12 protein-coding genes are annotated in these 14918 nt (G+C 41.4%); 8 read left to right on the top strand and 4 right to left on the bottom strand.

The features are described 5' to 3' along the window. Positions 1-52 precede the first annotated feature (52 nt). The 4 genes from glnA to WC955_05210 all read right to left on the bottom strand — a co-directional run bounded on the left by glnA (position 53) and on the right by WC955_05210 (position 4005). Positions 53-1480, bottom strand: a complete 1428-nt coding sequence (gene glnA / locus WC955_05225; GenBank protein ID MFA5858448.1) for a type I glutamate--ammonia ligase — start codon at positions 1478-1480, stop codon at positions 53-55. 26 nt (positions 1481-1506) lie between these two features. Next, on the bottom strand, positions 1507-1731 hold the full coding sequence (locus WC955_05220) for a DUF167 domain-containing protein (protein ID MFA5858447.1): 225 nt from the start codon (positions 1729-1731) through the stop codon (positions 1507-1509). A gap of 77 nt (positions 1732-1808) precedes the next feature. Further along, positions 1809-3359: an ATP-binding protein gene (locus tag WC955_05215; protein ID MFA5858446.1), complete on the bottom strand. Its 1551-nt coding sequence runs from the start codon at positions 3357-3359 to the stop codon at positions 1809-1811. Positions 3360-3366: 7 nt separating this feature from the next. Next, entirely contained in the window at positions 3367-4005 is a 639-nt protein-coding gene (locus WC955_05210; GenBank protein MFA5858445.1) for a DUF502 domain-containing protein, read from the bottom strand. 124 nt (positions 4006-4129) lie between these two features. On the opposite strand from WC955_05210, the gene WC955_05205 reads away from it, so the two are divergent. The 8 genes from WC955_05205 to WC955_05170 are packed head-to-tail and all read left to right on the top strand — an operon-like array spanning position 4130 to position 14875. Next, a complete protein-coding gene (locus tag WC955_05205; GenBank protein MFA5858444.1) occupies positions 4130-4648 on the top strand; it encodes a DJ-1/PfpI family protein in 519 nt (172 codons plus the stop codon). A 14-nt stretch (positions 4649-4662) separates the two neighbouring features. Then, positions 4663-5631, top strand: coding sequence for an ATP-binding cassette domain-containing protein (locus WC955_05200; GenBank protein ID MFA5858443.1), 969 nt, complete (start codon positions 4663-4665; stop codon positions 5629-5631). Next, entirely contained in the window at positions 5606-6370 is a 765-nt protein-coding gene (locus tag WC955_05195; protein MFA5858442.1) for an ABC transporter permease subunit, read from the top strand. The genes WC955_05200 and WC955_05195 overlap by 26 nt, the downstream gene beginning before the upstream one ends. Continuing rightward, positions 6358-7932: a Gldg family protein gene (locus tag WC955_05190; protein ID MFA5858441.1), complete on the top strand. Its 1575-nt coding sequence runs from the start codon at positions 6358-6360 to the stop codon at positions 7930-7932. The genes WC955_05195 and WC955_05190 overlap by 13 nt, the downstream gene beginning before the upstream one ends. Before the next feature lie 12 nt (positions 7933-7944). After that, positions 7945-9303, top strand: a complete 1359-nt coding sequence (locus tag WC955_05185; GenBank protein ID MFA5858440.1) for a DUF4340 domain-containing protein — start codon at positions 7945-7947, stop codon at positions 9301-9303. Positions 9304-9321: 18 nt separating this feature from the next. Next, the gene (locus WC955_05180; protein MFA5858439.1) at positions 9322-9810 is read left to right on the top strand and encodes an NAD(P)H-dependent oxidoreductase subunit E; all 489 of its coding nucleotides are present in this window, start codon (positions 9322-9324) and stop codon (positions 9808-9810) included. After that, the gene (locus tag WC955_05175) at positions 9803-11623 is read left to right on the top strand and encodes an NADH-quinone oxidoreductase subunit NuoF (protein ID MFA5858438.1); all 1821 of its coding nucleotides are present in this window, start codon (positions 9803-9805) and stop codon (positions 11621-11623) included. The genes WC955_05180 and WC955_05175 overlap by 8 nt, the downstream gene beginning before the upstream one ends. A 9-nt stretch (positions 11624-11632) precedes the next feature. Beyond that, positions 11633-14875, top strand: a complete 3243-nt coding sequence (locus tag WC955_05170; GenBank protein ID MFA5858437.1) for an FAD-dependent oxidoreductase — start codon at positions 11633-11635, stop codon at positions 14873-14875. Positions 14876-14918: the final 43 nt, after the last annotated feature.

Raw genomic sequence — 14918 nt, 5'->3', positions numbered from 1 at the left:
AGTTAATGGTTTAACCGTTATCCCGGAAACGCGGATGTTATTGCTTTACTTGCTATACATCATAATACAATCGTACTTCGTAAGGATGCGGTGTATTACGCACGCGATCTGCGTCTTTTGTTTTGATCTCTATCCACCGGTCGATAAGTTCTTTTGTGAATACTCCGCCTTCAGTAAGGTAAGCATTATCTTTTCTTAATGCTTCAAGCGACATATAAATCGATTCAGGTAAAGATTTGATTTTCGCTATGGTTTCTGGTTTCATTTTCATTAAGTCTTCATCATATGGGCCGAAGTTGCTCTTCATGGGATCAATTTTTTTCTTAACTCCGTCAAGGCCGGCCATCAATAATCCTGCGAGTGCAAGGTATATGTTGCAGGTTGCGTCCGGTGTGCGGAATTCAAACCGTTTCTCCATAGGTTTTACCGCATATTTCGGGATACGGATTGCTGCTGTGCGGTTGGCTAATGAAAAAAACAATTTTACCGGTGCTTCAAATCCTGGAATCAACCTTTTATACGAGTTTGTTGACGGATCTGTGAACGCTACTAATGACGGTCCGTGTGAAAGTATTCCTCCAATAAAGTACAACGCAGTTTTGCTGAGATTCGCATACCCTTTATTATCGTAAAATACAGGTTTCCCATCTTTTCGCAGCATAAAATGTATATGCATCCCGGATCCGGCTTCGTTGTATAACGGTTTTGGCATAAAAGTGGCCGTTTTGTTTATTAGCGATGCAAAGTTTTTTACTGCGTATTTTATCAGCATACCGTCGTCGCCTGCCTGGACGATGTTCCTGAATCCGACTTCAATCTCGCATTGACCCGGCCCGCCGACTTCGTGGTGGTGATACCGCACGGGGATGCCTTCGTCTACCAGAAACTTTACAACTTTTGAACGGAAGTTATGTAGAGTGTCCATTGGTGGCGATGCGTGGTATCCGCCGTGATGCGGGATCTTGTGTCCAAGATTTTTCTGGTCAGACATATACGTGTTCCACTCGGCTTCCTGGGAATCAATTTGGTACGAGTTGTTGTTAATTGTATTTTCGTGATGTACGGCATCAAATACGTAGAATTCCCATTCCGGGCTGGCTAAGGTTTCATCAGCTACACCTGTGGTTTTGAGGTACGCTTCTGCGCGTTTCGCCACGCCACGGGGGTCAAGTCCAATACTTTTTTTACTATCTGCTTCAACGATGTCGCATGTAATACTTAAAGTTTTTAGTTCAAAGAAAGGGTCAATAAATGCAGTGGTTACATCGGGGATTAATGATAAATCTCCGGCCTCCACTGTTCTAAACCCTACGCTTGAACCGTCAAATGCTTCACCGTCTTCAAAAATGTTGTTGTTAATAGCATTTGCAGGGACCGTTAGGTGGTGAAGTTTTCCCGGAATACTTGTGATCCGGAAATTAACCTGATCCACCTTATTCTTTTTAATGTACTCTAACAAATCTTTTCCTGTCTTAAACATACAACTTTACTGCTCCTTTCTTTGCGTTACAATAACACATCCACTATTTTAGTATTTGATTTATGGCCAGAAATTATATGGATATTACTTTTCTTGGTGTTAAAATGTTCGGCTAAGGTTTCTATCACAGCGTGATTAGCTTTACCGTCTATGGGTGGTGCTGTAACGCGTACTTTTAGAGTGCCATCAGCCTGCAGAGTTACTTCGCACTTCTTCGCGCGAGGTTGTACTTTAATCTTTGTTATCGTCATTGATAACCTGTCCTTCATTCTATGTTATCTAAACATTCTAATACGTCTTTTATTGTTTAATAATTCTATTATATCTGTCAGTTTTCTACAATAGGTAGTTCGCAAATAATTTTTGTGCCTTCCCCGATCTTGCTTTCAGCCCAGACTTTACCGTGTTGGGATTCAATCACGCGTTTGACTAATGCTAAGCCCAGGCCAAAACCTTCTACCTGGCCTGTGAAGGATTCTTCTATCTGATAGAACTTTTCGAATACTTTACGTAGTTCTTCCGGAGGAATACCGGGGCCATTATCCGCGAAGATTACCTGTACTACCGGTTTTTTGTTATGAGCAACACTGATTTTTACTTCCGGAGAGGGTTTATCCGAAAATTTGATAGAGTTTTCAATAATGTTTTTAAACGCTTCAATAGTACGGTTTTTATCCACAAGTATTGTTGGACAGTCTTGTACTGATTGGTCTAAGGAGATAGACGCATTTTTTGATTCTGTCACAACTGCGAGTTGTTCCTGAGCTATTGAGAGTAAATCACATAGGATAAGCGGTTTCGGGACAAGGTCAAGAGCCTCGGCTTCCACCAGTATTAGATTAAGCAGTTTTTCTACCAGAATTGTGAGGTGTGTTGATTGTTGTTTCATTGCATTAAGAGCTTTTCTCTGAAATTCTGTGAGTTCGGTACTAAGTAATAATGGTATGTATCCTGCTATTGTTGTTAGCGGGGTTTTTAATTTGTGTGAAACTAATGACAAAAAAGTACGTTTAAGCATTTCTTCTCGTTTTTCTTCGGTAACATCGCTTATTACCATGATACTTCCGGTGAAACGCTGGCCGTCTTCAGTGTACTTTTTACCTTTAACCCTGAGATACAACTTTTTACCTTTTTTTCGGGAAAGTTCAAAACTAAACTCCGCGGCTTTTATCTCGCTAAAACTTCTTACTACCGGTGAAATTTCAAAATCGTTGACAAGTTTAAAAAAGTTTGTGCCTTCTATACACGTTCCACCGAGATAATTGCAGGTGGACTTATTAGCCATTATTATTGTATCGTCGTGGTCTACTGCCACTGCGCCGTCGGTCATACCTCCGAGTACAGCTGCGGTTTTATCGCGTTCCGCACCGAGCGTGGTGAATAACTGCGCGTTTTTTAATGCAACAGCAGCTTGTGCGGCAAAGGCTTGTAGTAACGGGATGTCGCTCGGTACGAAATTCGGGCGGTTGAGGCTGTTTATGACTTCAATTACGCCAATTTTTTCATCTTTATATAATAGTGGTACCGCCAGTAATGTGCGGGTTTGGAAATCACTGATTTTATCCGCTGGAGCGAACCAGCGTTTATCTTTTGATACGTCTTTCACAAGGAGTGGCTGGCCGTGTTGGAGTACCCATCCGGCAATGCCTTCTCCGGATTTCAGCCGGATCGTTTTTACTTTTTCGCTTTTATCGCCTAATGCGATGTCAAAATATAGTTCATTATGGTTTTTGTCATACAATAACAACGAGGCAGCTTCAGCGGTGAGGACTTTTTTTGAGAGGTCGATTACTATCGTAAGAAGTTCTTTAATTTCAAGTGTTGAGTTTACCGTGCGAGTGGCTTCAAGTAAAAGGTCAAATTCTTTTTGGGTTAACATAGTTAGATTATATTATCCGTTTATTTAAGGGCATTACAATACCGCCTGAAATTATGATTTTTATAGCTTCATCTACTGCGAGATCGGTCTCTTTAAGGTCTTTCTCGTGGAAAAACACGAAGTATCCTGTTGCGGGGTTCGGAGTAGTTGGAATGAATACCGGGACTATGTATTCACCTGGACGATCCGGGGATTTTAACTTTATCTCGTTTGTAATAAACCCTATTACAAAATCATCTTTTTTAGGGAACCGCGCAAGGACTACGTGTTTAAACGCTTCAGGCGTGCCGCTTTCACCAAAAAGCATTTTTGTGAACTTAGATAACGCGTTATATATTTGCCGGACAAAAGGTAGACGGTTAAAAAATATATCAACCTGTTTCTGTAGCTCCGGGCCTGCGTATTTGTTCGCAATAAAACCAAAAGTACAGGTGATGGTGATGGTTAGGATAAAGGATAATATATCAACCGTAAGAGAATATAACGGGAAGTACTGTCGGTCTATGTAATGAAATATTTGTTCTACAAACGGACTGACAAAGTTACCGATAAACAGAAATAACAGCCAAAGAATGTATAATGTCAGCCAGCCTGGCAGTATTATCGCTAAACCTGTAAAAAAGTACTTTCTGAATTTCGCAATCATAAATTATGATATTACTATAATTACTGTGGAAATGTCAAATATGAAGAAGATTTGGGAAATTATTATAGAAAATAATATTTATAGAATTTGACTTTAACAATAAAAGGTACATAAAATATGTTTTATGGGTGATAATATTTTAATGATCATTGCGCCAAAAAAATTTCGGGATGAAGAGTATCTCGTCCCAAAAAAGTTTTTTGTAAAAATGGGATTCAACGTAGTAACCGCGTGTGTAATGAAAGAACCCGCCAATGGCATGCTTGGCGCTGTGGTTACTCCTGACGTTTTAGTAAAAGATGTACAGCCTGCTAATTACGTGGCAACTGTATTTGTGGGGGGTGGCGGTGCGGGTGTGTACTTCAATGATGCAACGATTCATAACCTTGTGCATCAAACATTACAGGCAGGACAGGTATTGGGAGCGATTTGTATAGCACCGGTGATCCTCGCAAACGCAGGTGTATTGGAGAATAAAGACGCAACAGTTTTTCAGTCGGGGATTGCTGTGTTGAAAAAGAATCATGCGCGGTATATTTCTGCTGATGTAGTGACTGATGGAAGGATAGTAACTGCCAACGGGCCACAGGCCGCGAAAGGGTTTGCAAAGAAAGTTGTTGAATTACTTAGTAAAAAAATATAAAGTAGTTGCTGGTTATGATAGAAGTAAAAAATTTAGTTAAATACTACGGCAGTTTTCACGCGGTGAAAGACATATCTTTTACCGTGGAGAAAGGTGAGATCCTAGGATTTCTCGGGCCTAACGGCGCGGGGAAGACTACGACTATGCGGATCCTCACAGGTTTCTTCCCGCCAACCAGCGGGACAGCGAAAGTTGCGGGGTTTGATGTTTCGGAAAATTCGCTGGAGGCCCGAAAACGGTTGGGGTACCTCCCGGAGAATGCGCCGTTATACCATGATATGAAAGTAACAGAGTACCTCGATTTTGTTGGTGAAATCAAAGGTATGCCGTATCGTGAACGCAAACAGCGTATTGCGGCAGTACTATCTGACTGCGGGCTTGAGAAAATGGCTGGGCGGATAGTAGGAAAGTTGTCAAAAGGGTATCGCCAAAGAGTAGGATTAGCTCAGAGTTTGGTGAGTGATCCTGAAGTTTTGATACTTGACGAACCAACGATCGGGCTTGATCCTAAACAGATAATCGAAATACGCGGGCTTATAAAAAACCTTGCTGGAAAACGGACTGTTATCCTCAGTACGCATATACTTCCGGAAGTTGGGATGCTATGCCAGCGGGTGGTGATCATTAGTGATGGGCAGCTAGTTGCTGTTGATACCCCTGCGAATCTTACTCGCGGTTTGGAGAATGCACGCCGTGTAGTTGCAGAAATTACCGGGCCGATAGATAGTGTGAAGTCAGCTGTCGAGAGTATTAACGGTGTTATCTCTGTAAAAGTTAAGGAACAAAAGGGCGAAGATGTTAATGTTTACGAAGTGGAAACTGTTAAAGATCGTGATCTCCGGAGCGATATTGCGGAAAAAGTGGTCACTGCCAAATACCGGTTATTAGAACTTAAGCCGGTAGTGATGTCGTTGGAAGATATTTTTGTTAAGTTAGTTACTAAGGAAAGTATTGTAGATGAAAAACCTGTTACCAATTTATAAAAAAGAGTTAAGGTCATTTTTTTATTCGCCTATAGCATATATTGTTATCACCGTATTTTTGGTGCTTAGCGGTTGGTTTTTTTATGCAATCACAGGGTTCTATAGTTCGTTAAGCCAGAGATGGCAAAGCCAGCCGTATTTTGAACTAAACATAATGGAAGGCGTGTTCCGCCCGTTGATAACCAATATCAGTGTAGTGATGCTGTTAGTGCTTCCGATGCTGACAATGAGGTTGTTTTCTGAAGAAAAAAAAAGTGGGACTATTGAACTTTTGTTTACCTATCCCCTAAAGGATGAAGAGATTATACTTGGCAAATATTTTGCTGCGATGTCGGTGTTTACATTGGCGTTAGCGCTAACACTGGTACAACCCCTGATTTTAGCGCAGTACATCAAACTTGAATGGGGAACGTTATTTGTACAGTATCTAGGATTGTTTTTACTGGGATTATCTTTTATGGCAATCGGGATCTTTGCGTCCTCAATGACAGAAAATCAGATAATATCCGCAGTGGTATCTTTTGGTACATTGTTATTTTTTTGGTTAATAAGTTGGGCAGCGGATTCTGTGAGCAGTGTAGTGGGAAGTGTTATCACACAGTTTTCGATAATTGTGCATTTTGAGAATTTTTCAAAAGGGGTGTTAGACACCCAGGATATAGTGTTCTATCTCTTGTTCAGCGTATTTTTCTTATATCTTACTTATAGTGTGTTAGGGACTAAAAAATGGCGGGGATAATTTTGAAATTTAATGATAAGTCAAAAGATAAAATAATTAGCGGTATTGGGATTGTCGGTGTTATACTGCTGATATCCGGAAGTTTTTTGTATATCATCAATCCGGTGATAACCGTTTGGCTTGTTTTGCTGTTAATATCAGGTATTGCCGGGATGGGGTGGTATATTGTTGTCAATAAGAAAATGGTAATCAATCTGTTACAACGCAAATCCACAGTGCAAGGAGCGAATTTCGCGATTCTGACACTGTGTGTATTAGGGATATTCATCTTTGTTCAGGCATTGGCGGTACGGCATCATCTACAGATGGATTTCACAAAATCTAAGCGATTTAGTTTATCACCACAGGCACGTAAAGTTTTTGCCGGGTTAGACAAAGAAGTTCATGCATTTGCGTTTTTCAAACCCAGCCAGCCTGACCGCGTACAGTCTGAAGATTTATTGAAACAATTTACTGCGTATTCGAGGTTGTTTAAGTACGAACTTATTGATCCTGACCGCAAGCCTGCATTGGCGAAGCGGTACGGTATAGAGAATTACGGAACAATCGTTATGGAATCCGGCGGGCAGGTACAGAAAGTTGAAGGTGTCACCGAAGAAAAGTTTGTTAACGCGTTAACAAAACTTTTCCGTATGGAAAAGAAAACAGTGTATTTTACTGTTGGACACAGAGAGAAGCAGTTGGAGAATCAAGAGGCTGTCGGGTACTCAGTAGTAAAAAAAGAAGTAGAATCGCAAGGGTACGTGGTGAATACTATTGAACTTATCCGTGCGACATCGGTACCATCGGATTGTTCCGCGTTGATTATACCCGGTCCGTTGAATGATTTGTTAACGAATGAAATTAATGTTTTAAAAAAATATTTGATGATGGACGGCCGCGTGTTGCTTATGATAGACCCGGAAGTACGTACGCCGAATCTTAAGAAGTTTATCGGAACTCTGGGATTGAAGCTCAGCGAAGATATTATCATAGACAAAGTATCGCAAGTCTTTGGCGGCGATTTTTTTGTACCGGTTGCTATGGATTATTCTGATCACCAGATAACCAAGGACATGAAACGCGTAACTACTTTTTTCCCATATGCGCGGACGGTAAAACTTGCGGAGAATCTGCCGGTAGGTATCTCTACAAAATGGCTCGTTCGGACAGGACAGCAAAGTTGGGCGGAAGTAGACCTCGACTCTATGCGTACAAAAAAAATGGCAACTTTCAATGCTGGGACGGATATTGTCGGGCCGTTGAATATTGCGATGAGTGCGGATATTACGAATCTTGACAACCGTGCAACCGCGGCTAAACTTGTGGTTTACGGAGATTCTGATTTCGTAATGAACAGCAACTTCGGGCTCTCCGGTAACCGCGATTTATTTCTTAATACCGTTGCGTGGTTGGTGGAAGAAGGTAATTTGATCTCTATCCGCCCGAAGGAAAAAGATGTTCAGCCGTTGTTCCTCACTGCAGGACAGGGACGCGTGATATTTCTTTTAATAGTACTTATAATACCATTGACGGTACTGGGTGCCGGGATTTATATGTTAATACGCCGGCGGGCGGTATAAGCATATAGTGATATGACAATCGAAATAAAAAAAATACTTTCCTCAAAAATTGTGTGGGTAATTTCCGTTCTAGTTGTTTTAGCAGTATATTTTTTTGTAGTGGAACAAAAACTTATGCCGCAGTGGAAACATTCAGCAGCGGTAGCAAAAAAGATTGTGCCTATTGATAAAGATAATATTGTAAAGTTTGAACATATACGTTCGACGGTAACTATTGTATGCGAAAAACGTGATAAGCAATGGTTTATGGTACAGCCGGTCAGTGCAAAAGCGGATAATGAAGAGATAGACTCGGTATTATCAGTTGTTACAGGTACGGATATTGAAGATAAGTTTAAAACTGATGAGCTACCTATCGCGGATTGTGGGTTGGAAAATCCAAGATTGACTATGAAGTTCACCGATAATAAGGGTAAGACGTATGTTCTTGGATTGGGGGATTATAATCCTACAAACAGTTTTGTGTATGTAAAACGCGGGGATATTAAGGAAGTAATGACTGTCTGGAAGTATGTTTACGACGATGCGGATAAGGCAGTATTTGATTTTCGGGATAAAACATTGCTCGAATTTAATATAAATGATGTCGTAAAAATTAATTGTATAAAAAATAAACGCGGGTTTGTTATTGACCGGGATAAAAACCAGCAATGGTGGTACTTAGAACCGTCGGGGGGGAAGGTAAAGGTTAGCCGTAACAAAGTTGATGACTATTTGTTCCAAGTAAAGAATATGAAAGCCACAGCGTTTGCAGTGGAAGGCGCGAAGAATGATGATTTCAGAAAATACGGGTTTAATAGTACTGCCGGGGAGATTAACTTGTGGCTTGGCCGCGAGGTTGATCCACGTAGGATAGTGTTTGCTACACAGAAGAAGATAGAAGAGATTTATGCACGGGCTGAAGGAAGCGACAAAATATTCAGTGTTAATACTGAAAATTTTAGTACAACTCCGGATGATCCTTACGGGTGGGTTATCCGTAATGTCATAGAGTTTGGGGATGATGAGGTTAATTATTTAGAGTTCAATACTCCGATTAAGACGATACTTGCGGAGAGGACTACTACGTGGCAAGTTATTGGGAAAGAACGGTTGGATATAAATATTTCTGACTTGGTTAATCAGTTAAAAGGAATGATTTATACTGAAATTATTGAGGAAAACCCTAAGGATCTGCATCGGTACGGTTTGGATACTCCGGAAGTGAAAGTTGTATTGTATAAAGATAAAAGCAAAAAAGTTAAGGTTGATACCATAATATTCGGAAAAACACCGGTTGGTAATAAAAATTATTGTCTCCGCGAATCAGAAAATATGGTATATTCTCTGCTTGAGAATTTGTGGGAACGTGTAATGTCAGACGCGCTGTAAAGGATGATGTGATTTATAATGCCTGCAAAAGATGTTGAGAAAGTAAGTTCTATTCTTTCAAAAAAGAAGGTTTATACCAAGAGCGATGTTATCCCTGTATTACAAGAAGTACAGGATGTTTTTGGATACCTGCCGAAAGATGTGTTATCTGTTGTAGCGCAAAAATTGAGGATGGAGCTCAGCGAGGTTATGGCGGTAGCAACGTTTTTTAATCAGTTTAGGTTAAAACCTGTAGGTAAACATTTACTGCAAGTTTGTCATGGCACAGCATGCCATGTCGGCGGTGCGGAGAATGTTGATGAAACGATTAATGCTGAACTAAAGTTTAAGCCGGGGAGTGATACAACTGTGGATGGTGATGTCACCATAAAAAAAGTTGCATGTTTGGGATGTTGCAGCCTTGCACCGTGTGTGATGGCAGATGGTAAAGTCTATGGCAGGTTGAGTAATGGGGATAAAGTCAGGAAAATGTTGAAAGAAGCTGTAGGCAATAAAAAGGATGAGTGAAGTTTCAGGTTCGGATAATGTAGTTAATTCAATAGTTGTGGGTTTAGCATCCTGCGGGCTTGCAGCAGGAGGTGACCGCGTATTTTCTGCATTCGAAACTGAACTAAAAAATAATAATTTGAATCCTGGGTTGCTCGGGAAAACCGGGTGTTATGGTATGTGCGAACACGAGGTTATGGTTGAAGTACGATATGCCGTTGGGAATAGTGTTTTTTATAAAGATGTAACACCTGAGAAAGTAAAAAAAATTGTTATTGAACACATAATAAACGCACAGCCTGTAAAGCAGTATCTTTTATCTCCGGAGTTAATGTCGAATATTTTGTTATTACAAAAACGTATTGTACTGCGTAATTCAGGGGTTATTGATCCTGAACGCATAGAGGATTATATTGCGGCAGGAGGGTATGAGGCGGTTAAAAAAGTGTTAACCTCCTGCACTCCTGTACAGATAGTGCAAGAAGTTAAATCAAGCGGGTTACGCGGTCGCGGTGGTGCAGGATTTTCTACCGGAGAAAAATGGCGTCTTGCTGCGGGAAATATTGAAAAGTTTAAAATAAATAATCCATCTGCCGTGGATACCGGGTACATTGTATGTAATGCTGATGAAGGAGACCCCGGAGCGTTTATGGACCGCAGCGTTCTTGAGAGCGATCCTCATAGTGTTCTCGAAGGGATGATCATCGCAGCATATGCTATCGGTGTGAATCACGGAATAATTTATGTTCGTGCTGAATACCCTCTGGCGATTAAACGGTTGGAACTGGCATTAACACAGGCGAAGGATAAGGGTTTTCTCGGTAATAATGTGTGTAATACAGGATTCCAAATGAATATTAAGATAAAAAAGGGCGCCGGAGCGTTTGTGTGCGGGGAAGAAACTGCGTTAATGGCATCTATTGAAGGACGTAGAGGAATGCCTAGGCTTAGGCCGCCGTACCCCGCGGAAAAAGGGTTATTTGGCTTGCCGACGGTGATTAATAATGTTGAAACTTTGAGTTCTATCTCATGGATAATAAACCATGGTGCAATTGAATACTCATCAATCGGAACCCAGGGATCTAAAGGAACAAAAGTTTTTGCGCTTGCGGGTAAAGTGGTTAATGCCGGATTGATTGAAGTGCCGTTTGGAGTTACTTTAAAAGATATTGTATACAGAATCGGCGGCGGGATTAAGGATGGGAGAAAATTTAAAGCCGTCCAGATTGGAGGTCCGTCTGGGGGGTGTTTATCGTCAAGTTTAGAAGATGTGTTAGTAGACTATGAGTCTATGAAAAGCACCGGCGCAATTGTGGGTTCCGGTGGAATGATTGTTCTTGATGATAGTGATTGTATGGTTGATATCGCACGGTTTTTCCTGTCATTCACACAAAATGAATCCTGTGGGAAGTGCACTTTTTGCCGGATCGGAACAAAGAGATTGTTAGAAATATTAAACAAAATAACTGAGGGCAAGGCAGTGGAAAAGGATTTGGATGCGCTGAAAGCACTTGCAGGAAAAATTAGTTCCGCATCATTATGCGCGCTGGGACAAACCGCGCCTAATCCTGTACTCACAACATTAAAATATTTCTTTGATGAGTATAAAGCGCATGTAGTGGACAGAAAATGTCCTGCAAAAAAGTGCCGTGCGTTGGTGAAGTACAGTATAGTTCCTGATAAATGTACAGGCTGCCATCTATGTGCACGGAATTGCCCGGTAAAATGTATATCCGGCGAACCTAAGGCTGTGCATGTGATAGATGGTAAGGTTTGTATCAAATGCGGGCAGTGCCGAAAAGCGTGCAGGTTTGATGCTGTGGATGTGGAGTGAAGGGAATATATGGCTGAAGTGAAAGTTGTTCTTAATGGTAAAGAAGTTGTTGTTGAAGAGGGCACCAAGATTATTGATGTCTGCCGGAAGAATGGTATTCCCGTTCCGGCACTATGTTCAGCTTCTGATCTTACACATATAAATTCATGTTTTATCTGCGTAGTTGAACTCAATAAATTGAGATTAGTACCTTCCTGCGGGACAGTGGTTGCTGATGGGATGGTTATTGATACAGATACTGAACGTGTGAGGGATACAAGAAAAGCGTGTCTGGAATTGTTATTGTCAAACCATTACGCAGATTGTTATGCACCATGTAACCGCGCGTGTCCCGCCGGGATTAATGTCCAGGGGTATGTAAACTTCATCTCGTCAGGGAAGTATAGCGAGGCTTATGAACTAATACGTGAAGCTATGCCGTTACCGGGTTCTGTCGGGCGTGTGTGCCCCGCACCGTGTGAATCCGAATGCCGGAGGAATGCGGTTGAAGGTGCAGTGGATATACGGTTATTAAAACGGTTTGTATACGATAATGTCGCGGCTGAGAACAAAAAGAGGCTTGATGCCCGTGAAAAAAGCGGAAGAGTTAAGTATAACGGTAAAAAAGTTGCTGTCATAGGAGCAGGCCCTGCGGGGTTGGCAACAGCATATTATCTCGGGAAAAAAGGTTACCGCGTAGATATTTATGAAGCAATGCCGGCACCCGGGGGTATGTTAAAGTACGGGATCCCGGAATACCGGTTACCAAAGAAAGTTTTAGGTGCGGAAGTTGACACAATACTTTCGGAAACCGGCGCCAGGATCTTTTATAACAAAAAAGTTGGGATGCCTCTCACTATTGATAATATTAAATCCAAAGGGTATCATGCGGTGTGTATCGCCACAGGCGCGTGGGTGGATACAAAACTCGGTGTTCCTGGGGATAACGTTTCAGGTGTATTCTCAGGAATTGAGTTTTTAAGAATGGTTGCGCAAGGAAAGAAAGTTAAACTTGGCACGGAAGTTATTGTTGTCGGTGGAGGAAACACTGCTGTAGATTCTGCAAGGACGGCGTTACGTTTACCCGGGGTTAAGAAAGTAAGGATTTTTTATCGCCGGACAAAAGCTGAGATGCCGGCAAATTCCGTAGAAATTGAAGATGCTGAACATGAAGGCGTGAAGTTTGAATACCTCGTTGCACCAGTGAAAGTAACAGAAAAGGATAGTGTGATTGATAGTATTGAATGTATACGTATGGAACTCGGCCCTATGGATGAATCAGGGCGGAGGAAACCTGTGCCTGTAGAAGGATCAAATTTTGTTGTATCTTGTGATAGTGTTATTTCAGCAATTGGGCAGCGGGTTGATCGAGGGTGTTTTGGTGAGTATTCATCAAAAATAGTTGGTGACCGTGGAGGGGTGGTTGTTGATCCAAAGACGCAAAGGACATCGGTTGAATGGCTATTTGCAGCGGGTGATGTTGTTACAGGGCCTAAGACCGTGGTTGAAGCTGTCGGGCAGGGCCGCCGTGCGGCTTTTGCAATTGATGGATATCTATCAGGTAAATCGTTATATAACGCAGAGTGGTTTTATTATAAGGATACATGGAGAATAGCAAAACCAAAATGGGATGTTATTGACTCCCAAGAATTTTCCGGACTCAAAACTCTACCAAAAAATAAACAGAATGTATTAAGTATAAAGGCACGGAATAAGAATTTTAAGGAAATTGAGTGCGGGTATGATGAAATTAAAGCTGTAAAATCTGCACGCCGGTGCCTTACTTGCGGATGTGGTGATCTTTATGAGTGTAAGTTAAGGGAGTATGCGGTTGAGTATAAAGCGCAGGTAGCGAATTATTTAGGTGAAATGGTTAAACGTGGGAATGATGATTCACATGCATATTTAACGTTAGAACCTAATAAATGCATACTCTGCGGGCAGTGCGTACAGGCATGCGGAGTGCTTAGTGGGAAGAAAGTTTTGAACTTGTACAACCGCGGGTTTGAAACTCTTGCAGCGCCTGAGTACGGCACACCGTGGGGTGATACTAAGTGTGATTCCGATGGGAGTTGTGTTGCGCATTGTCCAACCGGCGCGATTACCGAAAAAAATCCGTATCTCTATAAAAACGTTACAGTAGTTCCGGAACGCAGGGTTTCGGTATGCACACTTTGCGGGATGAGATGCAGGGTTGAGTCCTGGTCATACGGTAGTGTATTATTGAAATCTAAGGGTAATATCTGTAAATACGCGCGGTTTGGGGGGTATCTCGTAAATCATCCGGAACGGTTATCAACAAATCAGGCTGGGATTAATAATAAGGGTGTTTATAAAACAGTAGAGTTATCCCAGGCTATTAAATTTTTTGCAAAAAAGCTTTTGGAAGTTACAAAAAAATGTGGTGCCGGTAGTGTATTGTTTTTGGTTAGCGGAAATTCTTCCAACGAAGAAGTTGAGCAGGTTGTGGGGATTGCAAAAAAGATTGGCGGCGCAAAAGTTGCTAGTTTGGGATTAGACTTTGCCGGGTTGTTAAGTTTTGATGGGAATGAAAGTATTGAAAATATTGGTAAGTACCCGCGTGTGGCGGTTGTTGATACCGATGTTGAAAAGTATTATCCATATCTCGGGATATTGTTAAGACAGTATACGGCAGCGGGAAAAGATATTGTGTCATTACGTTCGAATGTCAACTTCGGAGACGGGATTAAGTATTTCGCAAATAATAATGAGCTTGAGAACTGGATAAACAAAAACGATCATATTGCGGAAGGTTCTGTCCTGATTATTGCGGAGAGAGATATCCACGGTAGTTTTCACGATAATAAATTTGTGAGGTTTGTGCGTCTCACCCGTGGGGGTAATGGACACGGAGTAGCTGAAGTCCTGGGACAGTATAAAGGTTCTTTAGAAACTAATGATGCGATGAATTTTATGCTTAACGGCGGGGTGAAACTCTTGTATTCGTTTGGCCAGGAGGTTATGGGCAGTAAATTCAGGAATGCGTTAAAAGATAGTTTTATTGTAAAACATGATATTTTCATCGCGGGGATACATGATAGTATTGTACCCGGAGTGGTCTTACCGTTAAGGTTGCCTAATGAGGCGACAGGGAATGTTGATATTCTTAAGTTGGTCAAACAAAATGTTCGGGTTGATCATAAAAGCAGTGTGAAAAAGTTTACGGTTGAGAATAAGAAAAAAAGTTTGATTGTGCCTGAAGATATTGCAGTTGAGACGGTTAATCAGCGTATTCGCGGATTATTTGAATAACCGTTGCGTTTGCTTCCATTTATGTGACAAAACATACAATTGA

The organism is Elusimicrobiota bacterium, assembly GCA_041658405.1.
Lineage (GTDB): Bacteria > Elusimicrobiota > UBA5214 > JBBAAG01 > JBBAAG01 > JBBAAG01.
The sequence above is the reverse complement of the archived record's forward strand: the minus strand, read 5'-3'. Positions and strand labels throughout refer to the sequence as shown.